This window comes from Streptomyces sp. NPDC005878, assembly GCF_040629815.1.
GTDB lineage: Bacteria > Actinomycetota > Actinomycetes > Streptomycetales > Streptomycetaceae > Streptomyces.
On sequence record NZ_JBEXWK010000002.1, the window covers coordinates 203,483 to 226,366 of the forward strand.

General features: G+C 70.0%; 27 protein-coding genes. 14 read left to right on the top strand and 13 right to left on the bottom strand.

The genetic code is table 11. The features are described 5' to 3' along the window. Nucleotides 1-76 precede the first annotated feature (76 nt). Entirely contained in the window at nucleotides 77-439 is a 363-nt protein-coding gene (locus tag ABZ404_RS04810) for a hypothetical protein (protein WP_358831404.1), read from the top strand. A gap of 485 nt (nucleotides 440-924) precedes the next feature. On the opposite strand, the gene ABZ404_RS04815 is transcribed toward ABZ404_RS04810, so the two are convergent. The 4 genes from ABZ404_RS04815 to ABZ404_RS04830 form a co-directional block, all read right to left on the bottom strand. After that, a complete protein-coding gene (locus tag ABZ404_RS04815) occupies nucleotides 925-1,923 on the bottom strand; it encodes a hypothetical protein (RefSeq protein ID WP_358831405.1) in 999 nt (332 codons plus the stop codon). Further along, a complete protein-coding gene (locus ABZ404_RS04820) occupies nucleotides 1,920-2,171 on the bottom strand; it encodes a hypothetical protein (RefSeq protein ID WP_358831406.1) in 252 nt (83 codons plus the stop codon). Before ABZ404_RS04820 ends, ABZ404_RS04815 begins: the two co-directional genes overlap by 4 nt. 75 nt (nucleotides 2,172-2,246) lie before the next feature. Then, nucleotides 2,247-2,903, bottom strand: coding sequence for a hypothetical protein (locus ABZ404_RS04825; RefSeq protein WP_358831407.1), 657 nt, complete (start codon nucleotides 2,901-2,903; stop codon nucleotides 2,247-2,249). Between the two features lie 80 nt (nucleotides 2,904-2,983). Beyond that, nucleotides 2,984-3,499, bottom strand: coding sequence for a hypothetical protein (locus tag ABZ404_RS04830; protein ID WP_358831408.1), 516 nt, complete (start codon nucleotides 3,497-3,499; stop codon nucleotides 2,984-2,986). A 548-nt stretch (nucleotides 3,500-4,047) separates the two neighbouring features. Between ABZ404_RS04830 and ABZ404_RS04835 the strand changes: the two genes are divergently transcribed. Together ABZ404_RS04835 and ABZ404_RS04840 are read left to right on the top strand one after the other, a co-directional pair. Then, entirely contained in the window at nucleotides 4,048-4,371 is a 324-nt protein-coding gene (locus ABZ404_RS04835; protein ID WP_358831409.1) for a hypothetical protein, read from the top strand. 259 nt (nucleotides 4,372-4,630) lie between these two features. Continuing rightward, entirely contained in the window at nucleotides 4,631-5,659 is a 1,029-nt protein-coding gene (locus ABZ404_RS04840) for a site-specific integrase (RefSeq protein WP_358831410.1), read from the top strand. Nucleotides 5,660-5,665: 6 nt separating this feature from the next. Here ABZ404_RS04840 and ABZ404_RS04845 read toward each other — a convergent pair whose 3' ends face one another. Next, nucleotides 5,666-6,043: a DUF6233 domain-containing protein gene (locus tag ABZ404_RS04845; RefSeq protein WP_358831411.1), complete on the bottom strand. Its 378-nt coding sequence runs from the start codon at nucleotides 6,041-6,043 to the stop codon at nucleotides 5,666-5,668. 190 nt (nucleotides 6,044-6,233) lie between these two features. Here ABZ404_RS04845 and ABZ404_RS04850 point away from each other — a divergent pair, with 190 nt between their 5' ends. Then, nucleotides 6,234-6,800, top strand: coding sequence for a DUF6221 family protein (locus tag ABZ404_RS04850; protein ID WP_358831412.1), 567 nt, complete (start codon nucleotides 6,234-6,236; stop codon nucleotides 6,798-6,800). A gap of 5 nt (nucleotides 6,801-6,805) precedes the next feature. Here ABZ404_RS04850 and ABZ404_RS04855 read toward each other — a convergent pair whose 3' ends face one another. Genes ABZ404_RS04855 through ABZ404_RS04865 form a run of 3 tightly spaced genes read right to left on the bottom strand, consistent with a single transcriptional unit; the run spans nucleotide 6,806 to nucleotide 7,965 of the window. After that, a complete protein-coding gene (locus tag ABZ404_RS04855; protein ID WP_358831437.1) occupies nucleotides 6,806-7,042 on the bottom strand; it encodes a hypothetical protein in 237 nt (78 codons plus the stop codon). Between the two features lie 20 nt (nucleotides 7,043-7,062). Continuing rightward, nucleotides 7,063-7,242: a hypothetical protein gene (locus ABZ404_RS04860; RefSeq protein WP_358831413.1), complete on the bottom strand. Its 180-nt coding sequence runs from the start codon at nucleotides 7,240-7,242 to the stop codon at nucleotides 7,063-7,065. A gap of 42 nt (nucleotides 7,243-7,284) precedes the next feature. Beyond that, entirely contained in the window at nucleotides 7,285-7,965 is a 681-nt protein-coding gene (locus ABZ404_RS04865; RefSeq protein WP_358831414.1) for a haloacid dehalogenase-like hydrolase, read from the bottom strand. Between the two features lie 128 nt (nucleotides 7,966-8,093). On the opposite strand from ABZ404_RS04865, the gene ABZ404_RS04870 reads away from it, so the two are divergent. After that, a complete protein-coding gene (locus ABZ404_RS04870; RefSeq protein ID WP_358831415.1) occupies nucleotides 8,094-9,308 on the top strand; it encodes a helix-turn-helix transcriptional regulator in 1,215 nt (404 codons plus the stop codon). 103 nt (nucleotides 9,309-9,411) lie between these two features. Beyond that, the gene (locus ABZ404_RS04875) at nucleotides 9,412-9,975 is read left to right on the top strand and encodes a hypothetical protein (RefSeq protein WP_358831416.1); all 564 of its coding nucleotides are present in this window, start codon (nucleotides 9,412-9,414) and stop codon (nucleotides 9,973-9,975) included. A 278-nt stretch (nucleotides 9,976-10,253) separates the two neighbouring features. On the opposite strand, the gene ABZ404_RS04880 is transcribed toward ABZ404_RS04875, so the two are convergent. After that, nucleotides 10,254-10,490: a helix-turn-helix transcriptional regulator gene (locus tag ABZ404_RS04880; protein WP_358831417.1), complete on the bottom strand. Its 237-nt coding sequence runs from the start codon at nucleotides 10,488-10,490 to the stop codon at nucleotides 10,254-10,256. Nucleotides 10,491-11,269: 779 nt separating this feature from the next. Between ABZ404_RS04880 and uraD the strand changes: the two genes are divergently transcribed. The 6 genes from uraD to ABZ404_RS04910 all read left to right on the top strand — a co-directional run bounded on the left by uraD (nucleotide 11,270) and on the right by ABZ404_RS04910 (nucleotide 16,379). Beyond that, nucleotides 11,270-11,791: a 2-oxo-4-hydroxy-4-carboxy-5-ureidoimidazoline decarboxylase gene (gene uraD, locus ABZ404_RS04885; protein ID WP_358831418.1), complete on the top strand. Its 522-nt coding sequence runs from the start codon at nucleotides 11,270-11,272 to the stop codon at nucleotides 11,789-11,791. After that, nucleotides 11,791-12,183 carry a hydroxyisourate hydrolase gene (uraH, locus tag ABZ404_RS04890; RefSeq protein WP_358831419.1) on the top strand — a complete coding sequence of 131 codons (393 nt, stop codon included), beginning with the start codon at nucleotides 11,791-11,793 and terminating at the stop codon, nucleotides 12,181-12,183. Before uraD ends, uraH begins: the two co-directional genes overlap by 1 nt. 6 nt (nucleotides 12,184-12,189) lie before the next feature. After that, nucleotides 12,190-13,137 (top strand): factor-independent urate hydroxylase, encoded by a 948-nt coding sequence (gene pucL / locus ABZ404_RS04895; RefSeq protein WP_358831420.1) that lies wholly within the window; start codon nucleotides 12,190-12,192, stop codon nucleotides 13,135-13,137. Between the two features lie 137 nt (nucleotides 13,138-13,274). Next, entirely contained in the window at nucleotides 13,275-14,660 is a 1,386-nt protein-coding gene (locus ABZ404_RS04900; protein WP_358831421.1) for an 8-oxoguanine deaminase, read from the top strand. 143 nt (nucleotides 14,661-14,803) lie between these two features. Beyond that, the gene (locus ABZ404_RS04905) at nucleotides 14,804-14,953 is read left to right on the top strand and encodes a hypothetical protein (RefSeq protein ID WP_358831422.1); all 150 of its coding nucleotides are present in this window, start codon (nucleotides 14,804-14,806) and stop codon (nucleotides 14,951-14,953) included. Nucleotides 14,954-14,972: 19 nt separating this feature from the next. After that, nucleotides 14,973-16,379, top strand: coding sequence for a nucleobase:cation symporter-2 family protein (locus ABZ404_RS04910; protein ID WP_358831423.1), 1,407 nt, complete (start codon nucleotides 14,973-14,975; stop codon nucleotides 16,377-16,379). 77 nt (nucleotides 16,380-16,456) lie between these two features. Here the strand turns inward: ABZ404_RS04910 and ABZ404_RS04915 are convergent, their stop codons facing one another. After that, complete coding sequence (locus tag ABZ404_RS04915) at nucleotides 16,457-17,233, bottom strand: chitosanase (RefSeq protein WP_358831438.1); 777 nt, start codon at nucleotides 17,231-17,233, stop codon at nucleotides 16,457-16,459. A gap of 202 nt (nucleotides 17,234-17,435) precedes the next feature. On the opposite strand from ABZ404_RS04915, the gene ABZ404_RS04920 reads away from it, so the two are divergent. Continuing rightward, entirely contained in the window at nucleotides 17,436-18,044 is a 609-nt protein-coding gene (locus ABZ404_RS04920; RefSeq protein ID WP_358831424.1) for a TMEM175 family protein, read from the top strand. Nucleotides 18,045-18,090: 46 nt separating this feature from the next. On the opposite strand, the gene ABZ404_RS04925 is transcribed toward ABZ404_RS04920, so the two are convergent. Next, nucleotides 18,091-18,687 carry a TIGR03086 family metal-binding protein gene (locus ABZ404_RS04925; protein WP_358831425.1) on the bottom strand — a complete coding sequence of 199 codons (597 nt, stop codon included), beginning with the start codon at nucleotides 18,685-18,687 and terminating at the stop codon, nucleotides 18,091-18,093. A 145-nt stretch (nucleotides 18,688-18,832) separates the two neighbouring features. Between ABZ404_RS04925 and ABZ404_RS04930 the strand changes: the two genes are divergently transcribed. Next, entirely contained in the window at nucleotides 18,833-19,819 is a 987-nt protein-coding gene (locus tag ABZ404_RS04930) for a fibronectin type III domain-containing protein (protein ID WP_358831426.1), read from the top strand. On the opposite strand, the gene ABZ404_RS04935 is transcribed toward ABZ404_RS04930, so the two are convergent. Together ABZ404_RS04935 and aceB are read right to left on the bottom strand one after the other, a co-directional pair. After that, entirely contained in the window at nucleotides 19,809-21,014 is a 1,206-nt protein-coding gene (locus ABZ404_RS04935; protein WP_358831427.1) for an FAD-dependent monooxygenase, read from the bottom strand. The two genes, ABZ404_RS04930 and ABZ404_RS04935, sit on opposite strands and share 11 nt — an antisense overlap. A gap of 80 nt (nucleotides 21,015-21,094) precedes the next feature. Beyond that, nucleotides 21,095-22,714 carry a malate synthase A gene (gene aceB, locus ABZ404_RS04940; RefSeq protein ID WP_358831428.1) on the bottom strand — a complete coding sequence of 540 codons (1,620 nt, stop codon included), beginning with the start codon at nucleotides 22,712-22,714 and terminating at the stop codon, nucleotides 21,095-21,097. Between the last annotated feature and the right edge of the window lie 170 nt (nucleotides 22,715-22,884).

Below are 22,884 nucleotides of genomic sequence, written 5' to 3' on the forward strand. Positions count from 1 at the left end.
GAGGGGTGTCGCCCCCGTTGTCGACTGCCGTGAGGTGTGCGGGGCGGTGGGCCCCTTGCTATGCCACGCTTGCCAAGTGACTGAGACCGAGATGATGCAGCGGGTCGTTGCCATCCTCACCCAGGCCAAGGACATGTCAGACGCCTTGGACGAGGACCGTGACCGAGAAGACCTGAACCCCGAGTCCGAAATGGTGGGGCAACTGATCGCTGAAACGCTGGACTTCGACGCAATCACGGTCACCGACACAGACCCGCAAGCAGTCGCTGACACTGTCGCCAAAGCGATGACATCGCGGGTTGGCCTTCTGACGTCCTGCCTTATCGCTGCCTTCTGCCGCCTCGCCGACCACCATGACGTAGGCGACACTGGCATCTCCTCGGCCGAAGTGCTTCAGCGCCTCGCGCTTGAGTGGGAGATGGACGGCGAAGGCGACTGACGTCGACGCCCCATCCCTTGAAGGTAACGGTGGGAGCCTCGGTGAGGAATTCCGGCCATGCCTCTAGCGGATGGCTGGTTCTAGTGTGACTCTAGGGGCTCGGCGCCGCTCGATCTGGCAGCAAGGCGGTGTCGTAGGCCCCGCCCGAGCGCTGCGAATCCGGCGGGGCCGCCCCCGCCCGGTCCTTCCCACGGGAGGGCCCAGACGTCACCCCGAGGAGTCGCCGTGACCGGTACGCTCACCCGCCAGTCCCGCCCAGTCGCTGCCCGACGGGACTCCGTCTGGGGCTGACCCTCGGACCGCTCTCCGCCGGTCGCCCGCTTCCTGCCGACCGCCCGTTCCGCTATGCTGCTTGGCGCATCTAGTGTTGTGGATTACATGTCGGGCCCGTCCTCCTCGCGCTGGCGTCTTCGGGGAGAATCAGACGGGCCCGGCGTTTGCGATCCGCCCCGTGGCCGCTACTCACGGCCGCGGGGCGGACGTGTCTACCGGCGCAGAACGTTGACGAGCTTGTCCGGGTCCAGAAGCGGGGCGCCTTCGGGGCCCTTGACGTGGTGGTCGATCCAGATCGGCCGGTGGGTGCGGCGCGACGGGTAGTAGTGGTTGCGCCAGTGCCCTCGCACGATCCACCGGAACTGGTAGCCGCGCTGGCCGGGAATCTTCTGCTTCTCGCCGTGGACGTGCCCGCGATGACGGAGCTGTACGTACCGCACTGAGGTCAGCAGCGCCGGGTTGAGGCGCCGGATGTTGCGTAACGCCGACTTGGGGGCGCGGACTTCTTCCTCGCTGGCGAGGGTCTGGCCCATCAGCAGCCAGGTGACGACCAGGGCCCGCTCGGCCTGCTCGGTGCGGGACGCGGAGCGCGCGTAGTCCTCCAGGTCGGCGAGGGACATGCCGCTCGTGTCGTGCGGAGCGGACGTCAGCCAGCCGGGCACCTCCTGGAACGGCAGGGTGCTGGAGGACATGCACACGATCGGCTGGGGCATCAGCGTCCGGGTCAGCTTGATCTGCTCGGGTGTCATGTCGGGCATGCTCGGGTCGGTCGGGTCCCCCTTGGCCATGAAGCGGAGCCAGTCCTCCCGCTCGCACCACAGCCGCACCTCCAGCCCGCCACCCTTCACGGCCCAGCTCGCCGCGATGATGGGCGCTCCAATGGAGCCGAGGCTCTCGAACGCCTCGGTGACCGGCTCTTCCCACAGCAGCAGGCCGTGCGTGGCGGGGAGGTCTTCCGGGGCAATGCGGTAGGAGGGGAGAGCCGCGCCGGCGGCCATGGCGAGGCGGGTCATGTCCGCGGAGACGTAGAAGAGTTCGGCGATGGTGAGGGCGGCCGCCCATTCGCGCGCGGCGCGGGCTTCCAGCGCCGCCTCCCGGGGCGGGAGGTGGCGGGACCAGACGGACGATCCGCCGTGCTCGCCGGGGTCGGCGAGCCAGGCGGACAGTTCGGCGCGGATCTCCGGCAGGTGCCGGGCCGTCAGCCCGTTCACGCGGCGTCCGTTCGCGGTCGGCGCCCGCCGCCGACGCCCTTGCCGGGCGCGGCGTCGATGGCGGCCTGGACCTCTGCGGCGTCGTACAGGGACAGGCCGCTGCGGCCGGGCTGGCGTCCTATGGGCTTGACGCCCCAGCGGTGCAGGGCCTTGCGGGCGGATCCTGCGGCGGTGGCGGGTTCCCCGGTGTAGCCGAGGTGTTCGGCGACTTCGGTGATGGTCCACAGCTGCGGGGGGTTCTCGGTCATGGTGGTGTTCCGTTCGTGCGGGTGCCCTCCCGCAGGTACGCGGGAGGGCGAGCAGGGGGGGCGGGCGGCGGCTGGTCAGTCCTCGTCGTCGTCCTCGGCGGCGTCGGCGATGGCCTGGTCCCGCAGGCCGCGCAGGTAACCGGACAGCGCGGAGCAGACGACCACGTCGGAGTCGCCGCACGAAGCGAGGCCGGTGAGGATCTCCGCCTCGATCTCGTCCAGGCGCTCATCGGTGGTCTCCGCGGTGATGTCGTACTCCTCGGCCTCTAGGCCGTTGATGGCGCCATCGATGTCCCACGCGGCCACCAGGTCGGAGTCGGCGAAGCCCTGGTTGTCGTCGTTGCCGTACCCGAGGTTCAGGCCCAGCGCCTCCTCGATCTCCTCTTCGGCTGCCTGGGCGTCCTTGCCCAGCACGGCGACAGTGTTGTTGCCGTCCCACCGGTCGTCCCAGTCGGCGAGGATCCGGTCGGCAAGCGGAGCGATCTCCCGCATGACGCGGTTCGCGGCCTCTGCGGTCAGGACCGGGATGGTGTATCGGCGCTCGAAGCCGTGGTGGACGCTGAAGGGGACGGCGTTGCCGATCTCCGAGTCGTAGTCGGCGAGCAGAGTGCCCGCGCGCAGGTCCAGCTCGATGTAGGCGGGCTGCGGCTTGAACTCGTCCGGGTACTGGTGGAAGAGCTTGGCGGGGGTAGTGCAGTCGATGATGCGGACGGTGCTGGTGGTGGCGGTCATGGCGGACTCCGTTCGGTCGGGTGCGGCGGACCGCACCTCATGATGCCTCACCGTGAGGCGTTCAGGTGGATGGTTCGGTATTACAGGGCGGCGATCTCGGCGCGGATCCCCTCGACCACGTGCGCCCAGACGCCCTCGCGGCTGATGACGCGGGACTCGCCGAAGCCGTACCGGCAGTGCAGCTTGCCGTCGGCCGCGTCGAACCACACCTTGTCGATGCAGCCGAGGATCTTGTAGGCCTGCGAGTTGGAGATGCCCTCGTCCTGCCAGCTCGCACCGCAGATGTTGCCGGTGTTGTAGTACGAGAGGTCGAGGCCGGCGAACAGGTGCCAGTCGTTGATGTAGACGCGGTCCATGCCGTTCTTCTGCCAGCGCCTGCCGCCGATCGCGGTCATCGTCTCGATGCTGTAGATGACCTTCTTGGCGGCCTTCTTGGCGGTGCGCATGGCGCCGATGGCGATGCGGCGGGCGAGGGAGGCGGAGTCGATGACCCAGCGGCCGGCCTTCTTGGTCGCGGCGATGGCGCCGATGCGGCACCAGGTGCGGACGGTGGCGGCGGTGACGTGGGCCTTGGTGGCGGCGGTCGTGGTGTTCATCGGATTCCCCTCTCCCTTGCGATGCCTTAACTATGCCTCACCGTGAGGCGTAGTTGCAAGGGGGGCGGACCAAGATTCTTTGCCGCACGCAGAGGAGCGAACCCCGGGCGGGCACGAAGAAGCCGAGCGTCCCCCCTGAGAACGACAGGAGGGACGCACGGGGTCCCTGTCAGCAGCCAGCAGTCAGGCACCCACTCCCGCACGCACCCGGGACGGCTGAGCCGTCACGGCCCCCACCACTGGCTGCGGCGATTCCGCCGCGCGTCCAAAGCCATCCCGACTACGTCCAGTACCAACACCGTAGCGAGAAGGCGCCCCGGTCGCCCGAAGCTCGGGGCACCGGGGCCGTTTGCGGCGCAGGAGGCGGACATCGACCAGCAGATCGCCGCCCCGCCCCCTACGCCGTCGCCCGGCAGAAGACGTCGACTAGCGCACCTTCGGCAGGGGTGGCCCACGCTGGAGCGGGGCCCGCTGCCGTCTCCGGGAAGGGCTGGCGATCAATCAACTGAGTGGTTGATAATGCCAGTTATCCTATCCTTGGAGTTGTGATGGCGATCGACGCTCAGAAGCTGGAAGAGGTGGCGCGCGAGGAGCTCCGCCTTCTGTGGAAAGACCTCGAAGCGGCTCGGGGCACGGCCATCGACGGCAAGTGGTCCATGCTCTGCGATCACCTCGTCCACAGAATCAGTGAGCTCGCCACCCTGCTAGGGCCCACGCCTTGGGAGGAGATCTCGATCCCGCTGCTGGAGACGGGGATCTATCAGCGCGTCCACCGCGAGCTGGACGTGAACGCCCCCGTGGACATGGAACGCGTCGCCGAGACGAGGGCATCTATCGACGGGCGCGGGGCGCGGGCGCGGAGCGGGTTGTGACCCCCCGGCCTCCACTGATTGCCGATCACTGGGTTCGCGAAGGTACCGTCCAGCCCGACGGCTCAGACGGCTACTGGATCTGCGGCATCTGCGGCCAGCACCGAGGCGACCACCTGCAAGCCGAAGGCCACTGGCTGAAGCCCCTGCACCCTTTCGTCCCCCTGGTGAACTACCGGCCGTCGTACTGCCGAACCTGTGGCAGGCATCATCGCCACACGACACACACCCCGTGGGCATGGGATCAGTTGGAGGCTGCCTCATGACCGCCCCGGTCCCCCGCCGGTCGGCGGAGCTGTCGACCGACCGGCACGACCCCCGCGACGATTGGCCCGACGAAGCCCGCGCGCTCGCCGACCACCTCACCGGCATCTACGGCTGCCGCGACCCGCTCCCCACCATCGCCGGAGGATGGATCGCCCGCCAGAAGAGCCGCCACACCCGGCGTGCCTACGTCCGCACCTTCAAAGCGTGGGAAGAGTACGCACGCTCCACCGGCATCCACCCACTCCAGGCGAAGCTGCCCCTCGCCGACGCCTACGCCAAACATCTCGCCAAGACCCCCACCCGCAACGGCAAGCCCGCCGCCGAGACCACCCAAGCCCAGGCCATCGCCGCCGCCGGGTCCTTCTACACCTATGCTGCCCGCCTCCAGGCCGTCGACAGCGACCCGTTCGCGGCCGTCAACCGGCCCTACGTCGACCCCGACTACTCGCCGACGGAGGGAATGACGGAGGAGGAGACGACCCGGCTCATCCAGACGGCACGCGACTGGGCGCCCCGCTCCTACGCCCTCGTCATGCTCCTCTACCTCACCGGCGCCCGCGTCGACGAGCTGCTGTCTCTCAATGCCGACCAGCTCGGCTACGACCGAGGACACCGCACCCTGCCCCTCACCCAGAAGGGCGGCAAGAAGCGGCCCGCCCCGGTGCCGCCGCTCGCCCTCGACGCGCTCCTCGCCTACCTCGGCGACCGCACCGACGGCCCCCTGTTCGTCACGGAGTCCGGGCGCCGCTGGACCCAGCCCGAAGTGTGGAAGCACCTCCGCGTCCTCGCCCGCCGCGCCGGACTACCTCAGGCCGCCACGATCAAGCCCCACACGCTGCGGCACCAGTTCATCACCGACAACCTCGCCAACGGGGTCCCGCTCCAAGACGTCCAGGACGCCGTTTCCCACTCCGACCCGCGCACCACCCAGCGGTACAACCGGCGCCGACGCCAGCTCGACAACCACCCCGCCTACGCCCTGGCCAGCCGTCTCGCCGCGCGGCTCCAGCCCGAAGGCGACTAGCCGTCGTCAGTCCAGTATCCCGAGGGCGGTGTCGGGTCGGCAGATTTCGCAGGCTTGCCCGCCGGAGGTGAGTGCTTGGAGGGCTTGGTCGCGGGTGGCGGGGTGGCAGCGTTCCCGGCCGGCTGTTGCCCAGCACTGGTCGGCGGTGTCGGTGAGGTTCGTGTGGACGGTGACGGGTCCGGCGCCGATGCCGTGCTGGATCAGCCAGGCGGGGGGCGGCTGCGCGGCACGGGCGTCGCGAGCCTGCTGTTGTTCGATCTCCTTCTGCTTCCTGATGATCCACTGCTGGGTCTTCGCGAGCTCCCGCGCCTGGTAGCGCTCCAGGAATTCGAGCTGCCCTAGCTGGAGGATCAGCTCGTGGAGCTGCGCGGACGGCTCGTTCATGTGTTCGAGTCTAGAGGGTTCCGATCGGGCTGGCGCGGCGGCCCGGGGGAGCCCCCTCTGCGTACCCGCGCCCGTTGTCAGTGCCCGCCCGTACAGTGAGGGCATCATCGGCTACGACACAGCCGGGGATGCTGCTGCTGAAAGCCCCGCCGGAACAGCGCCCGGCGGGGCAGCGCATTTGGAGGACGCCGTGGACGATCTGGTGCAGTTCCTGCGCGACCGCCTGGACGAGGACGAGGCCCTCGCGCTCGAAGCGCCCAAGGGGCCGTGGCACATCGGGAACGCCGTCGACCCGACGCAGCCCTGCCACGTGCACACATTCCCTGGCGTGCGTCTGGTAGCCGATGGGCTCAACTGGCTGGTCGCCGAGCACATCGCCAGGCATGACCCGGCCCGCGTCCTGCGGGAGATCGAAGCCAAGCGGCAGTTGCTGGTCATCGCTCTCGCAGAGCCGCATCTCCGGTGCGAGGAAGACAACTGGTACTCCTGCAGCGCCCTCACCGACGACCACGGTGAGCTTCTCTGTATCGACAAGACCCGGGCCGGGAAGCCCTGCGACTGCGGCCGGGACCGTCGCCTCGCCCGCCACCTTCACCTTCTCGCCCTGCCCTATGCCGACCACGCCGACTACCGGGACGAGTGGCGGCCGTCACGAAGCCCCCGGACACCACTCCGGGGGCTCACTGTCGGACCCTCCAGGCACACGCCAGCTCTCCGAACCGTAGCCGTGCCCGGCCCGCGGGACTCCCCAGGCTGAGGGAGTCAGCCCTCATCGCCCTCTGGGTGCAGCACGGCCTTCTTCACCGCTGCTTCGACGTCGTACCGGTTCAGTCCGTGTGCGGTCGCATGCTCGGTGACGGCCCGCTGGAACGTCTCGGCCGCGTCGACCCACGGCCGCCACGCCTCGGCACTGTACGGCCCGGCCGTCGCCGACTCCCGCGCCGCCTCGACAGCCCTCTTCAGCTCACAGAGCTGCACAAACGATTCCTCTACATCCATGTCAGCCACGAGCGCTGATCTTAGGCGGCGGGACTGACAGTGCCCGGATCTGCCTCGCGAGCTCGTGCCTCATCCCACTCCACCAGCAGCTGCTGATACGCATCCGAGCCCTGGCCGCCAACCGCGATGAGCCGCCGGATCTCCTCATTGATCACGGCAGCAGAACGCAGCGAGCCGTCAGGCGAAGGGGTGGGGGACATGAGCCAAGTCTAGGACGCGGGTCGGACATTGCGACCAGGCGGTCAGCCAACCCGCCCCTCGACCGCGGCCAGTAGCGGCGCGACGTCCCGAAGGTCCGGCAGCACCACATCGGCGCCCGACGCCCGCAGCTCCCCCTCGCTGCTCTTCCCGGAGGCGACCGCCACGGCCAGCACGCTGTGCGCGTGGGCGCCGGCGACATCCGCCGGGGTGTCGCCGATCAGAATGGCGTCCCCAGCATGGGCCCCGGATCGTTCAAGGGCGAGCTGGACCAGGTCGGCCCGTTCTTCTCCGTCTTCACCGTAGGCGCCGGCCTCCCACCGGATGTGCCGGTCGAGCCCGAACACCGCGAGTTTGATCTCGGCGGCGCGGCGGACGTTGCCCGACACCACCGTCTGCACCACCCCGGCCGCGGCGAGCGCGTCGAGGGCGGCTGCCGCGCCAGGCAGGGCGTGCCCGCGCTCACGCAGGTCCGCAGCCCGCGTCACGTGCTGCCCGGCGAGCGCCTCGGCGAACCGGTCGAATGCCCGGTCGTCGCCATCCACGTCGATGCCGTGCAGCTTCGCGGTCTCCCGGAAGATCACCCGCTCGGTGATGCCGTCGATCTTCGCCTGCTCCCGCATCACCACCCCCGTCGCCTCCTCAAAAGCCGCCGCCGACAGCTCCCGCCCCACCCCACGCGTATCGATCAACGTGTGGTCGATGTCCCACAACACCAGCCGCATACAGGCCCCCTTTCAACTGCCCAGACTCCACTGGGTAACGACAGCCCACCCGAATGGGCACAATGCGTGCCCGAACCCGCCGACCCGCCCTACGCTGACCCCCACGGACCCAGCACGGGAGACCACGGATGGACACGCCGAGACTCTCTGTCGGCGGGCGCATCGCCCACTACCGCCACAGGAACGGTAACCGCAGCCAGGCCGCAATCGCCGGACTCTGCGGCATCAGCGAGCGCTACCTCTCCATGGTCGAAAACGGCAAACGCATCCCCTCCCACACCGTCCTCGTCCGCCTCGCCGCCGAACTCGGCGTACCCGTCGCCGCCCTCCTCACCGACGACACCCCGCCCGAACCGGCAGCCCCGCTCACCATCGCCCCCGACGTCGCCCGCGCCCTCATGGGCCACCGTCCACCAGCAGGCACCACCCCCGCCGCACCACTAGCCCTACGGGAACGCGTCGAGCAAGCCTGGTCCAGCTGGCAGACCTCCGAACAGCGCTTCACCGACGCCGCCAGCACCCTTCCCAGCCTGATCAGCCACGTGGAACACGCAGTCCGCGCCCACCGCCACAGCAACGACCCAACAGCCCGCCGCGAAACCCTCCGCACCGCCGCCGACCTGTACGGACTGCTGCGCTCCTATTGCCGGCGCACCGGCCGCCTCGACCTATCCCTCATGGCCGCCGACCGCGCCATGCGTGCCGCTGAAGACGCCGACGACCCCGTGCGCATCGCCGCCGCCTCCTGGAACCTGGGCCACGTCCTGCTGTCCGATCCCCGCGACGGAGCCATCCAGGAAGCCTCCGACGTCGCCCTCACCGCCGCCGCCCGACTGAAACACGACACCCACAGCGCCGAAGCGACCGCCATGCAAGGCGCACTCGAACTCGTCGCCGTCGTCGCCGACGCCCGCCAACACCACTGGTGGCAGGCCCGCGAGCGCCTCGACAAGCGCGCCAAGCCCCTCGGCAAGGAAGCCGGCGACGGCAACGTGGCCTACACCGTATTCGGCCCCACCAACGTCCACCTGCACGCCCTCAGCATCGAAATGCTCGCCGGGCAGGCCAGCGACGCGCTCACCGTGGCAGACGGCATCGACACCAGCCAGCTGCCCAGCCGCGAAAGAGAGTTCACCTTCACGCTGGAGGTCGCCCGCTGCTACGCCATGCGCCGCGACGACGCCGGACTCCTCGTCCACCTCTTGCGCGCCGAGGAACTCTCCGCTGAAGACTTCGTGCGCAGCCCCGCCGCCCTCGACCTCCTCGCCGAGCTGCGCCGAAGGGTCCGTCCGACCTACCGCGGCCAGGTCGAAGGACTCGCCCGCCGGGTAGGCCTGGACTGATCGTCCGGAACTCAGAGTTCGGGTACAGACCCCGAACGGGCAGTTCGGGTCACCTGCCCCGGCCAGCCCTACCGTCTCTTCCACCCCTGAGAGACGAGGCCCCATGACTCCGCACATCAGCGCACCGGGCACCCGGATCACGCCCGCCGGCGTCGACTGGGACGCTGTGCGCGTCACCCGTTTCCACGCGCTCCGCGCCCTGGCCCACCTCGACCACCCGGGAAGCGTCGTCGTCGACCCCAGTTCGGCGTCGCCGGCGCTGGTCTTCTTCGTACCGCCCGGAGCGTCGAAGGGCTGGCAGCTGCCGCAGAGCGAAGCTTTCGGGGAGGCGACTCACCTGGAGATCCCCGCGGGGGACAAGGACAGGCCGCCCGGCCTGTACTGGCTGATCAAGCCGACGAGCGGATGGCGGATCCAGCACATCCAGGTCGAGCAGCTGCGTGAGGCCCTGGAAGTTGTACTCAGGGAAGCTGGCGCGCAGTCCGCCGAGGAGTTCCGTGCTGGCGTCCGGATCTGCACCACCTGCCAGCGCGTCATCGAAGGGGACGCGGAGATCATCCCGCGGTTCTCTGACGCGGGCGCCGGGCAGAACCTTTACCGCTGTCCCCTCGGCACGCCGGACTGTGTGGCACGTCCTGCGCGTGGCAGCGCCACCTACCGCCGTTGACCATTGGCCAACGCTGTGACCTGCGGTGACATTTGCGTGCCGGGTGTGAATCCTGTCGCCAGGGGCACCCGAGATTCGCCTAGATATATGCGCCGCACACCCCTAGCGGGCACATGCATGTACAGGGCAGGGTGCGTGTAGGTAGGGCAACGTTCAAGTAAAGAGCCCCGGGCGAAGTCGTGCCCGGAGGCACGGCCTGTCCTGCCCGGCAGGTCGTGCAGCAAGGGAGGCCCCGTCCGCCTGGTTTGGTGGAGCGAGCGAGACGGACGGGGCTGTACCTAGTCCCCTAGCAGGCGACTGAGGGGTATGTCGAGGCAACGAGCGATGCGGAGAAGCCAGCTGAGGCGCGCGTCCGTGGCTCCGGACTCGATGCGCTGGACGGTGAGGCGAGGGATACCGGTGGTCAGGGCAAGCCGTTCCTGCGTGAAGTTGGCGTACTCGCGCTCTTCCCGGACCCGGTCGCCGATGGCTCTTCGCGTCTCGATGATCCAGTCGGCCAGCGGGTCTTGGTGCACTCGACAAACGCTTGCCGCTACGTGATCGTAGGTCAGCCTACGGGGACATGCTTTATTTGATCATGGACGGCCGGTAAAGCCGGCGCGGCCTCCAGGACGGCCGGGGCGTAGTTGCATCCGCCTCCGGCCCAGACGCCCGACTTCGGTCAAGGCGTCCCGCCCCGGCCCCCTCAGGGCGCCGGGGCGGTCTACTGTCTGTCAGCAGAATGCCCCCTGCCGAATCGAACGGCAGGGGGCACCTCCAGTGGAGTCGGGCTCCACCGGCGAAACAGGGTTTCGCCACCTTTCCCCACCGGTACACGCGTGGGGTTGCATCGAGGGAGGCGCGACGAGGCGCTCTCCCTCCCCAGGTGACCGAGACCTTACGGACGTCCCTGGACGGACGGAAGCGGGGCGGCCTCTTCTCATCCCTTCGGGCGAGCCTCGCCGCTGTGCGACTGAATCATGATCGAATGCGGTATGTGGACTGGTTGTGGATTCCTTGTCACGCCACGGTTGTGGACGAGCCCGCATCCAGTGCCCCAGTAGGCCTATGGTCAGCACGTATCCACGTGTGGAGGGGTCAGCCGCTTCACCGTGTACAACTACCTGAACAGGGAAAACGCGGCCCGAAGCGAGTAAGAACGCCCGCCCGCGAGTCGTGCTCGCCGAGCCGCCGTCCGAGAGTCCCGGGCGGCGGCTTTTTGTTGCTCCAAGTTTTCAACAAAGTGTTGACGTGATGTTTCCGAGGGCGTTAGCTATCCGCAGCCCGTCCAGCACCAAGGCCACGGAGGCCGTTCGTGACTTCGACCTCGACGCCGGGCCTCGCCCGGTTCAACACCTCCGACGACAGCACGGCGCTCGCCGCGCTGCACGAGGTGTGCGCCAGCTCGGCATGGGTGAGCAAGCTGCTCGCCCAGCGCCCGTACGCCACCGCCGACGCGCTCTTCACGGCAAGCGACGCCGCCATGGCCGAGCTGGACGTGAAGGATTTGGAAGAGGCGATGGCGGGGCACGCGCCGATCGGGCGGCCGAAGCCCGGCGACCCGACCTCCGCCCGCGAGCAGCGGGGGATGGCCGGCGCCACCGAGGAGCTCAGGGCCGAGATGCTCGAACTCAACCTGGCCTACCAGGAGAGGTTCGGGCATGTCTTCCTGATCTGCGCCACCGGGGCCACCGGTGAGCAGATGCGCGACGCGGTGAAGGCCAGGATCGGCAACACCGCCGAGGCGGAGCGCGAGATCGTGCGCGCCGAACTCGGGAAGATCAACCGGATCCGGCTGACCCGTCTCGTGGAAACAGAAGAAGAGGACAGCCACTGATGAGCACCGCGACCACCGCATCGGTGTCCACGCACATCCTGGACACCAGCGTCGGACGCCCCGCCGAGGGCGTCGCCATCTCGCTCGCCGCCCGCTCGGGCCGCGACGCCGAGTGGGTGGCGCTCGGCGGCTCCGCGACCGACGCGGACGGGCGCTGCAAGGACCTTCCGGCGCTGCCGGAGGGCACGACCCATGTACGGCTCGACTTCGAGACCGAGACGTACTTCGCCAAGAAGCAAGCCGCCGAGGCGCAGCAGGACGCCCCCCGCGTAAGGGACAGCGGTGCGTTCTTCCCGGAGGTGGCGATCACGTTCGCCGTCGTGCCGGGCGAGCACTTCCACGTACCGCTGCTGCTCAACCCGTTCGGCTACTCCGTTTACCGAGGGAGCTAGCAGACAATGACCGACCTTTCCCGTACCACCCGCCCTGTGATCCTCGGCCAGAACCAGTACGGCAAGGCGGAGAACCGCGTCGTCAAGATCACGCGGGACGGCGACACGCACCACATCAAGGACCTGAACGTCTCGGTCGCCCTCTCCGGCGACATGGAGGACGTCCACTACTCCGGCTCGAACGCGAACGTCCTGCCGACGGACACCACCAAGAACACGGTGTTCGCCTTCGCCAAGGAGCACGGCATAGAGTCCGCCGAGCAGTTCGGCATCCACCTCGCCCGTCACTTCGTGACGTCGCAGGAGCCGATCCACCGGGCGCGCATCCGTATCGAGGAGTACGCCTGGGAGCGGATCGCCACCTCCGACGCCAACTCCAAGTTCATCGGCTCGGACGAGGTGCGGCACTCCTTCGCCCGCAAGGGCCAGGAGCTGCGCACCACCCAGATCACCTTCGACGGTGAGAACTGGGAGGTCATCTCCGGTCTGAAGGACCTGACGGTCATGAACTCCACCAACTCGGAGTTCTGGGGCTACGTCAAGGACAAGTACACGACGCTGAAGGAGGCGTACGACCGCATCCTGTGCACCGACGTCTCCGCCGCCTGGCGTTACCACTGGTCCAGCGACGACGACCGGATGCCCAACTGGGAGAAGTCGTACGAGCAGGCCAAGAAGCACATCCTCCAGGCCTTCGCGGAGACATACTCGCTCTCCCTCCAGCAGACCCTGTACCAGATGGGTGCGCGGGTCATCAACAGCCGCAGCGAGATCGACGAGATCCGCTTCTCGCTGCCGAACAACCACCACTTCCTGGTCGACCTGGAGCCGTTCGGGCTCAAGAACGACAACGAGGTCTACTTCGCGGCCGACCGGCCCTACGGTCTGATCGAGGCAACGATCCTGCGGGACGGTGTCGAGCCGCGCATCCCCGTCGACATGACCAACCTCTGACGCGGAGCGCCCCCGGACTCCGCCGCCCGGGGGCGCGTTCCTCACTCGGCACCCGTGGGCCGCCCGGCCCCGGCACTCAAATCCTCTAGGGTCCTGCCGTGCCCACTCGTCTCAGCAGCAGAAAAAGAGGAAGCACGATGGCACCATCGGCAGCCCAGCGCATCGTCATCGAGAACTGTGCGATCGCGACCGTAGACGCCGACGACACCGAGTACGCCTCGGGACACCTCGTCGTCGCCGGCAACACGATCGAGTCGATCGGCGCGGGCAGTGCCCCGCAGGGCCTGGAAAACGTGGTCCGCCGCATCGACGGCACCGGCCACCTGGTGACCCCCGGCCTGGTCAACACGCACCACCACTTCTACCAGTGGATCACGCGCGGCCTGGCCACCGACCACAACCTCTTCAACTGGCTCGTGGCGCTCTACCCCACCTGGGCCCGCATCGACGAGCAGATGGGCCGCGTCGCGGCGCAGGGCTCGCTCGCCATGATGGCCCGCGGCGGCGTGACCACCGCGATGGACCACCACTACGTCTACCCGCGGGGCGCCGGGGACCTGTCGGGCGCGATCATCGGCGCCGCCTCCGAGATGGGGGTCCGCTTCACCCTCGCCCGCGGCTCCATGGACCGCGGCAAGAAGGACGGCGGGCTGCCGCCGGACTTCGCCGTCGAGACCCTGGAGGGCGCGCTCGCCGGGACCGAGGAGACCGTGGACCGCTTCCACGACGCCTCGTTCGGCGCGATGACGCAGGTGGCGGTGGCTCCGTGCTCGCCGTTCTCGGTCTCCACCGAACTGATGAAGCAGGGCGCGGAGCTGGCCCGCCGCAAGGGCGTACGGCTGCACACCCACGGCTCGGAGACCGTGGAGGAGGAGCAGTTCTGCAAGGAGCTGTTCGGCATGGGCCCCACCGACTACTTCGAGTCGACCGGCTGGCTCGGCGAGGACGTGTGGATGGCGCACTGCGTCCACATGAACGACTCCGACATCGCCGCCTTCGCCCGCACCGGCACCGGCGTCGCCCACTGCCCCTCCTCCAACGCGCGCCTGGCCGCCGGTATCGCCCGGGTCCCGGACATGCTGAAGGCGGGTGTCCCGGTCGGTCTCGGTGTCGACGGCACCGCCTCCAACGAGTCCGGCGAACTCCACACGGAACTGCGCAACGCGCTCCTGATCAACCGTCTCGGCGCCCACCGCGAGGCGGCCCTGAACGCCCGTCAGGCGCTGCGGCTCGGTACCTACGGAGGCGCCCAGGTGCTCGGCCGCGCCGCCGAGATCGGCTCCCTCGAAGCCGGCAAGCTCGCCGACTTCGTGCTCTGGAAGCTCGACACCCTCGCCCACGCCTCCATCTCCGACCCGGTGACCGCCCTGGTCTTCGGCGCCGCCGCCCCGGTGACGGCGTCGTTCGTGAACGGCAAGCAGATCGTCGAGGACAACCGGCTCCTCAACGTCGACGAGGACGCCATCGCCCGCGCCACGCGGGACGAGGCGCAGCGCCTCGCGCGGATCGCCGCGCAGGGCTGATCCCGGACCGGGATTCCCGCCCAGGAGTCCGGCCGAGGGGGACGGCCCTCGGCCGGTCGCCGTGGACCCGAGCGGGGTCCGCGGCAGCCGCGCCCGGGAAGCGCGCACCACCTATACGTGCGCGCTTCCCGGGACGGTGACCCGTGCCCATCCCCGCACGGCGCACCACCCGTACCGCCCGCACCTTCCGTACCCGTACGCGACCCCGCCGTACGCCGTACGCGACACCGCCGCACCCCGCACGCGTCACCCCGCACCACCTCCCTGACACCCGCGTCGCCGCCGACGCGTAACCGACCGGAGGAACCGCCCGTGGCCCCGCAGCCCAGGTTTCGCAACGACGTAAGTGCTCCCGACCCCGCCCAGGAGAAACACCCGGTCGACGAGACCCTGCCTCCCCTGAAGATGTTCACCAGCGGCCTCCAGCACGTGGCCGCGATGTACGCGGGCGTGGTGGCCCCGCCCATGGTCGTCGGACCCGCCGTCGGGCTCACCCCCGCGGAGACCGCGTTCCTGATCGGCGCGAGCCTCTTCACCGCCGGGCTCGCCACCCTGCTCCAGACCATCGGGTTCTGGAAGGTCGGCGCCCGGCTGCCGTTCGTCAACGGTGTCTCGTTCGCCGGGGTCACCCCGATGATCGCCATCGGCAAGGACCGCGGCCACGAGGGCATGGCCGTCATCTTCGGGGCGGTGATCGTCGCCAGCGTGCTCGGCTTCCTGCTCGCCCCGTACTTCAGCAGGCTGCTCCGGTTCTTCCCGCCCGTCGTCACCGGCACCGTGATCACCCTGATAGGTGTCTCGCTGCTCCCGGTCGCCTTCCGCTGGGCCCAGGGCGGCGACGCCGCGGCCCACGACTACGGTTCGATGAAGAACATCGGCATGGCCGCGCTCACCCTGGTGATCGTGCTCGCCCTGCGCAGGCTGCTGCGCGGCTTCCTCCAGCAGATCGCGATCCTGCTCGGACTGGTCGTCGGCACCCTGGTCGCCGTGCCGTTCCACATGACCAGCCTGGACGCGATCCGCGGCGCGGACGCGGTCGGCTTCCCCACGCCGTTCCACTTCGGCGCCCCGCACTTCGAGGCCGCCGCCATCGTCTCGATGTGCATCGTGATGCTGGTCTGTATGACCGAGTCGACCGCCGACATGCTGGCGCTCGGCAAGATCGTCGGACGGCCCGCCGACGAGCGGACCATCGAGGGCGGACTGCGCGCCGACACCCTCGGCAGCGCGCTCAGCCCGCTCTTCAACGGCTTCATGGCGAGCGCCTTCGCCCAGAACATCGGTCTGGTGGCGATGACCAGGGTGCGCAGCCGCTTCGTGGTGGCCACCGGCGGCGGCATCCTCATCCTGCTCGGGCTCTGCCCGGTGGCCGCGTCCGTGATCGCGCTCGTACCGCTGCCGGTGCTCGGCGGCGCGGGCATCGTCCTGTTCGGCTCGGTCGCCGCCAGCGGCATCCAGACCCTGGCCACCGCCGCCCTGGAGCAGGGCGAGAACGCCCTGATCGTCGCCGCGGCGCTCGGCATCGGGCTGATCCCCATCGCCGCGCCGACCTTCTACGACGCCTTCCCCGAGAACGTCCGCGTGGTGCTCGACTCCGGTATCTCCACCGGCTGCGTGGTGGCGATCGTGCTCAACCTCGCCTTCAACCACCTGGGGAGGAAGGCGAGTTCGCCGGACGGGGCCCCGGTGATCGCGGAGCCCGTGGTGGCCGCGCACTGAGCCCGCGCTGCCCGCACGCGAGCGGCGCGTACGACACCTACCCCGTGTCGTACGCGCCGCTCTGTCATACGGCCGGCTCAGCCGATGTGGTACGGATCGCCGTAGACCTTCCAGTCCAGCGGCGTGTTCAGGTTGAGGTTGCCCTTCTTGAGGAACACCCGCTGCTCGGTGTCGACACGGCTGGTGTCGCTGTGCGCCTCCTCCTGCTTCATCGCCCAGACGCGGGCGTCGAGGAAGGCGTTGAGGTACTTCGTCTCGTCGCCGCCCTGGGACGGCGGCTTCGCCTTGGCCAGCGCCTTCTTGCGGATGCTGCTGAAGCTGGTCGGGTCGCCGCCGTCGCCGTGCATGACGATGGCGTCGTAGTAGATGAACTGTCCGAGCGTGCCCACACCGTCGGCCTTGCCCTGCTTGACGGCGGGGTTGAAGTAGACCCGGTCCCGCTCGTCGTTCTGGGCGTTCTTGAAGGCGGTCTCGGAGGCGGCCGTCTTCCAGTCCCTGGTGAAGTTGGGGTCGAGCCCGGCGTGCGAGTCGCTCCCGTTCACCTTGCGCAGCGCGGGCAGGTACTTCTGGAGCACGTTCCCGGGCTCGCGGGCCGAGTACAGCTCGACCAGGTCGAGCATGTCACCGGTGCCGGAGCAGAACCCGATGATGCCGGCCGTGTAGCCCCGGCCGTCGTCGATGTCCTCGATGTACTTGTACTGGGCCTTCCAGTTCAGTGAGGAGTTCTCCGCGCTGGAGACGAGCTCCATCGCGATTTCCTTCTTGGCCGGGTCGTCGAGCCCGGTAGCCGCTGCTGCCATGGGGGCATTGTGGCTGGTCGCGGCGGTGGCGGTGGCCGCGGGGAGCGCGATCACGGCGGCGCCGAGCACGGCGGACGCGGTGATCCGCAGACGTCGTGCGAGGGCGCTGGAGTGGGGGGTGAGCACCTGACCTCCTGGGGGAGTCGGTCGTTCCCTGTTTTGTTAGGAAACTTTCCTACCACTACCGTGGAGAGCCGTACACCCTTGCGGCAAAAGGAAGTTGAAGATTCGGCGCGGTTCGGGTTCAGTTCACCCGGTGAATGAATCGAGCCGGGTGGAGGCCTTCAGCGACGGCGTCTTCGCCATCGCGATCACCCTTCTGATCCTGGAAATCAAGGTGCCCCCGCACGCGGGCGACCACCTCTGGAGCGACCTGGGGCACCAGTGGCCCTCGTACGCCGCCTATGTGGTGAGCTTCCTGGTCATCGGCATCATGTGGGTCAACCACCACACGCTGTTCAGCTACGTGGTGCGCGTCGACCGCACACTGATGTTCCTCAATCTGCTGCTGCTCATGACGGTCGCGGCGATCCCCTGGCCGGCCGGGCTGATGGCCGAATACCTACGGGAGGACGACGCCTCGCACGTGGCCGCCGCCGTCTACAGCGGGCTCATGGTGGTCATGGCCCTCAACTTCCAGGCGCTGTGGTGGCATGTGACCCGCACCGGCCGCCTCTTCGACGAACGCGTCGACTTCACCGCCGCCCGCGCCACCCGCGCCCGTTTCGCCGTCGGCTCGCTCGCCTATCCGGCGACGGTCCTGCTCGCCTTCGTCTCGGCGCCGCTGACGCTCGCCGCGCACGGCGTACTGGCCGTGTACTACGGCTTCAACCAGCTCAAGGTTCCGACCCGGGAGCCCGTCTGACGTCCCGTACGGCCGCGGGCGCACCGGTGCCCGCGGCCGTACGGGCTCAGGCGGTCCAGCCCGGATCCCGCCCGCTGAGCCCCACCACCCGGTCGAGCGCCGGGGCGTCCCGGGGCACCTCCACGACCGGCCCGAACGCGGGTGCGCGCATCGCGTCGTCGCGGCTCGCCTCGAAGAAGCCCTGCACCACCGCCAGGCTCGCCGCGCCCGGATCGTAGGGCTGCCCGGTCGCCCGCGCCAGGTCCCAGCCGTGGACGACCAGTTCGTTGAGCGCGACCACGCCCGCGATCGCGGCGGGGAACGTGAAGCCGCCCGCCTGGGTGTCACCGTCCCAGGCCTCCGGCGCGCGCCACGCCTCGGCCAGCGCCGCGAGACGCCCCGGCAGCCCGGCGCGCCAGTCGGCGGGCGGCACGGGGGTGACCGACCCCGGGTCGGTGGCGGTAGAGGGACCGAAGTCCTTGCGGGCGGCCGCCTCGAAGGCGGTGGTCAGTCCGTCGAGGTGCCCGATGAGCTCGCGTACCGAGTACGCGGGGCACGGTGTACGCGCCGCGAGCTGCTCCTCGCGTACACCGCCGAGCAGACGGGCCACGGCGTCGGCGGCGGGCCCGAGGTCGGGGCGGGGGGACTGCGGGTGAGTGTCCATGCCGGTACAGACCGGCGCGGCGGGCGGAACTCATCGAAGGGCGGGAGGAATTCCCGGCCGGACCCGGAGCGTCCGCCCCCTTGCCGTACGCCGCCGACTGTGCGATATAGGTCTGGACCAACTCGTACGGAGGGAGGTCCCGGCCGTGCACCACCCCGTCCGCCACGCCGTATCGGTGCTCGCCGCCGCCCTCGCCCTCGCCGCCTGCTCCGCGACCGCCCAGGAGCGGGACGGCACGGCGCCGACCGTACCGGGCGCGGTGACCGCGCAGGCCGGCAGCGCCACCTCCGTGCACGTCATGTGGGAGGCGTCCACCGACGACCGGGGCGTCACCGGGTACGAGGTCCTGAAGGGCGGCACCCGGGTCAGGGCCGTTCCGGGCACCAAGCACATGATCGACGTCGACGGGCTCGCCCCCTCGACCGCCCACAGCTTCACCGTGCGCGCCCGTGACGCCGCCGGCAACCTCTCCGCCCCGAGCGCCCCCGTCACCGTCACCACCCCCGCGCCGAGCCCCGCGGACCACGCGCCGCCCACCGCCCCGGGCGCGCTGCGGGGCCGGGCCGAGGGGAGCCGCGCGGCGCTGCTGAGCTGGCGGCGCGCCACCGACGACGTGGGCGTCACCGCCTACGACGTCTACCAGGAGGACGTACGGATCCACAGCGTCCCCGGGCGCGAGACGAGCGCCCGGGTCACCGGGCTGCGGCCCGGGACCGTCTACACCTTCACCGTCCGGGCCCGCGACGCCGCCGACCGCTCCTCGCCGGACAGCGGCGCCGTGGACCTCACCACGGCGTCCGCGCCGGGCGCGCCCGCCAGTACCGCGCCCACCGGGTTCGGCGCCCGCTACGAGGTGGCGGCGGGGGTGCCGACCGTCGCGCTCTCCTGGCGCCCGCCCGGCACCGGCGGTCCGGTCACCGCCTACCAGCTCTTCCTCGACGGACGGCTGACCACGACCATCGTGTTCGGCGCGGCACCGCCCCCGGGCCGGGCGGCGTACAGCCTCACCGTCTCCGCCGAGAAGCCCGGCACCCGCTACCGCCTCCGGCTCCGCGCCCGCCTCCCCGACGGGAAGTGGGGCGACTTCTCGGCCCAGCGCACGGTCGTCATCGGCGGTACGCCTACGAGGTGAGGCGGCGACCGCCGAACGCGCCCGAGCCGTCAGCCTGCCGCCACCACCTCTCCAGGCCGTCCTGGTCCATCGCGCTCCAGTCCGGCGTCCGCTCGACCAGCCCGGCCCCGAGCTGCCGGCCCAGCTCCACCATGGACCTGCCGGTCGCGGCCCGGCTCGTGCCGTACGCGCGCAGCGCCGCCGGCCAGTCCGGTCCGGCGGTCAGGCACGCCTCCAGGGCGGTGGCGTCCTGGAGCGCCTTGACCGCGCCGCCGCCGGTGTGCGGGCGCGCCACCGTCGCCGCGTCGCCCGCCAGGACCAGGCGGCCGGTGGCGTAGTGCGGCGCGGTGAAGTCGTACATCGGCTGGACGAAGAGCTCCTCGGCGGTGGTCGTACGCACCAACTGGCCCCAGTAGGGCGCGAGGCAGGTGTCGGCGATCTCGGCGAGCCGGGTGTGCAGGGTCGCGGCGAGGGTGCCGGGCGGCAGGCTGGTGGGGTTGTCAAAGCGCGGGCCGAGGTCCGGGGGCGGCGCGGTGTACAGCACCCAGTTGATCCGCAGCCCGCCCCGGCCGTCGGGGATGCGGTAGATGATCACGTGCCCGCCGGGGAACACGGCGTACACGCAGTCCTCGTCGGGCCACAACTCCGGCGCCATCAGCCGCTCGGCCGCGAAGGCGCCCCGCCAGGCCAGATAGCCCGCGTAGCGCGGACGCACCTCGGGGCAGGCGGCCGTGCGAACCACCGAGCGGTAGCCGTCGGCCCCGATCACCAGGTCGAACCGCTCGCTGCCGCCGCCGGTCGCCAGCTCCACGCCGTCCGGGGTGACCTCCACCGCCTCGACGGCCGCCCCGGCCCGGAAGTCGGCGGACTTCGGCACCCGTTCGCGCAGCTCGTGCCAGAGGGGACCCCAGTTGTACGTGCGGAAGGGGAACGGCAGCACCCCGATCCGCCGCCCCAGCGGCGCCGAGCCGTCCCGTACGTACCAGCACCGCCGGCTCAACTGGAGCCAGGGCATGGTGGCGTCGAGGTAGCCGGCCGCCTCCAGCTCCGCGTACCGGTCGTTGTGCACGGCCAGTCCCACGCCCCGGTCCGCGAGCCGGCCCGAGGCCCGTTCGAAGACGGTGACCTCCGCCGCGCCGCCCCGGTGGGCGGCCACGGCCGCCGCGCACCCCGCGATACTGCCGCCGACCACGGCGACCCTGCCTGCGCGTACCATCCGCTCATTCTGGCAGGGCGGACGCGGCGCGGGGCCGGAGGCGAAGGATCCGCCCCGGCCCCGCGTGCGACGGCGTCGGGTCAGCCGACGAGCTGCTCGTAGGCGGGCAGCGTCAGGAAGTCGGCGTAGTCCGCGTCGAGGGAGACCTTCAGGAGCAGGTCGTGGGCCTGCTGCCAGCGGCCGGCCGCGAAGGCCTCCTCGCCGATCTCGGCGCGGATCGCGGCCAGTTCCTCGGTTGCGACCCGGCGGGCGAGGTCGGCGGTGGCGAGTTCGCCGTTCTCGAAGACCACCCCCGCGTTGATCCACTGCCAGATCTGCGAGCGGGAGATCTCGGCGGTGGCCGCGTCCTCCATGAGGTTGAAGATGGCGACGGCGCCCAGGCCGCGCAGCCAGGCCTCGATGTAGCGGATGCCGACCTGGACGGCGTTGCGCAGTCCGTCGTAGGTGGGCCTGGCGTCGAGGGAGTCGATGGCGATCAGGTCGCCGGGCGCCACGGAGACGTCCTCGCGCAGCCGGTCCTTCTGGTTCGGCCGGTCGCCGAGGACCGCGTCGAAGGAGGCCATCGCGATCGGCACCAGGTCGGGGTGCGCGACCCAGGAGCCGTCGAAACCGTCGCCCGCCTCGCGGTCCTTGTCGGCCTTGACCTTCTCGAAGGCGACCTTGTTGACCTCGGCGTCCTTGCGGGACGGGATGAACGCCGCCATGCCGCCGATGGCGTGCGCGCCGCGCTTGTGGCAGGTGCGGACGAGGAGTTCGGTGTAGGCGCGCATGAACGGCGCCGTCATGGTCACCGCGTTGCGGTCCGGCAGGACGAACTTCGCGCCGCCGTCACGGAAGTTCTTGACGATGGAGAAGAGGTAGTCCCAGCGGCCGGCGTTGAGCCCGGCGGCGTGGTCGCGCAGCTCGTAGAGGATCTCCTCCATCTCGTACGCGGCCGTGATCGTCTCGATCAGGACGGTCGCGCGGACGGTGCCCTGCGGGATGCCGACGTAGTCCTGCGCGAAGACGAAGATGTCGTTCCAGAGGCGGGCCTCCAGGTACGACTCCGTCTTGGGGAGGTAGAAGTAGGGGCCCTTGCCGAGCTCGATCAGGCGCTTGGCGTTGTGGAAGAAGTAGAGGCCGAAGTCGACCAGGGCGCCGGGGACCGGGCGGCCGTCGAAGCGCAGGTGGCGCTCCTCCAGGTGCCAGCCGCGCGGGCGCATCACGACGGTGGCGAGCTCGCCCGCGTCCTTCAGCGCGTACGACTTGCCGGACTTCGGGTCGGTGAAGTCGATCTTCCGCTCGTACGCGTCGATCAGGTTGAGCTGGCCCAGGACAACGTTCTCCCAGGTGGGGGCGGAGGCGTCCTCGAAGTCCGCCAGCCACACCTTCGCGCCCGAGTTCAGCGCGTTGATGGTCATCTTGCGGTCGGTGGGACCGGTGATCTCGACCCGGCGGTCATCGAGCGCCGCCGGGGCCGGGGCGACCTTCCAGTCGCCCTCGCGCACGGCCGCGGTCTCGGGGCGGAAGTCGAGGGTGGAGGTGCGGGCGATCTCGGCGCGGCGCTCCTTGCGGCGGGTCAGGAGCTCGTCGCGGCGGGGCGTGAACAGCCGGTGCAGCTCGGCCACGAACGCGAGGGCCGCGTCGGTGAGCACCTCGTCCTGCCGGGGCAGGGGCTCGGCGTCGACGATGGCCAGCGGGGACGGCGCTGGTGCGGACATGTGCTGTCACTCCTTCGCGGGCGGTGCCCTGGCCGGCCGCCCGGAAGCAGAAATGGCACGGAGTGCCAGGCCCCGGGATGCGACTGGGGGCGCCGTCTCAATCAGTCGGGCGCTTCTGAACAGTGGATACTAGTTTCCTCATAGTGGAAGTTCAATGGTTTGTTGATGTC

Excerpts from the sequence above, each read along its gene's own strand:
- ABZ404_RS04820 (WP_358831406.1), bottom strand. The coding sequence starts at position 2,171 with ATGACCGAGAACCCCCCGCAGCTGTGGACCATCACCGAAGTCGCCGAA.
- ABZ404_RS04825 (WP_358831407.1), bottom strand. The coding sequence starts at position 2,903 with ATGACCGCCACCACCAGCACCGTCCGCATCATCGACTGCACTACCCCC.
- ABZ404_RS04830 (WP_358831408.1), bottom strand. The coding sequence starts at position 3,499 with ATGAACACCACGACCGCCGCCACCAAGGCCCACGTCACCGCCGCCACC.
- ABZ404_RS04835 (WP_358831409.1), top strand. The coding sequence starts at position 4,048 with ATGGCGATCGACGCTCAGAAGCTGGAAGAGGTGGCGCGCGAGGAGCTC.
- ABZ404_RS04840 (WP_358831410.1), top strand. The coding sequence starts at position 4,631 with ATGACCGCCCCGGTCCCCCGCCGGTCGGCGGAGCTGTCGACCGACCGG.
- ABZ404_RS04845 (WP_358831411.1), bottom strand. The coding sequence starts at position 6,043 with ATGAACGAGCCGTCCGCGCAGCTCCACGAGCTGATCCTCCAGCTAGGG.
- ABZ404_RS04855 (WP_358831437.1), bottom strand. The coding sequence starts at position 7,042 with ATGGATGTAGAGGAATCGTTTGTGCAGCTCTGTGAGCTGAAGAGGGCT.
- ABZ404_RS04860 (WP_358831413.1), bottom strand. The coding sequence starts at position 7,242 with ATGTCCCCCACCCCTTCGCCTGACGGCTCGCTGCGTTCTGCTGCCGTG.
- ABZ404_RS04865 (WP_358831414.1), bottom strand. The coding sequence starts at position 7,965 with ATGCGGCTGGTGTTGTGGGACATCGACCACACGTTGATCGATACGCGT.
- ABZ404_RS04870 (WP_358831415.1), top strand. The coding sequence starts at position 8,094 with ATGGACACGCCGAGACTCTCTGTCGGCGGGCGCATCGCCCACTACCGC.
- ABZ404_RS04875 (WP_358831416.1), top strand. The coding sequence starts at position 9,412 with ATGACTCCGCACATCAGCGCACCGGGCACCCGGATCACGCCCGCCGGC.
- uraH (WP_358831419.1), top strand. The coding sequence starts at position 11,791 with ATGAGCACCGCGACCACCGCATCGGTGTCCACGCACATCCTGGACACC.
- pucL (WP_358831420.1), top strand. The coding sequence starts at position 12,190 with ATGACCGACCTTTCCCGTACCACCCGCCCTGTGATCCTCGGCCAGAAC.
- ABZ404_RS04900 (WP_358831421.1), top strand. The coding sequence starts at position 13,275 with ATGGCACCATCGGCAGCCCAGCGCATCGTCATCGAGAACTGTGCGATC.
- ABZ404_RS04925 (WP_358831425.1), bottom strand. The coding sequence starts at position 18,687 with ATGGACACTCACCCGCAGTCCCCCCGCCCCGACCTCGGGCCCGCCGCC.
- ABZ404_RS04935 (WP_358831427.1), bottom strand. The coding sequence starts at position 21,014 with ATGGTACGCGCAGGCAGGGTCGCCGTGGTCGGCGGCAGTATCGCGGGG.
- aceB (WP_358831428.1), bottom strand. The coding sequence starts at position 22,714 with ATGTCCGCACCAGCGCCGTCCCCGCTGGCCATCGTCGACGCCGAGCCC.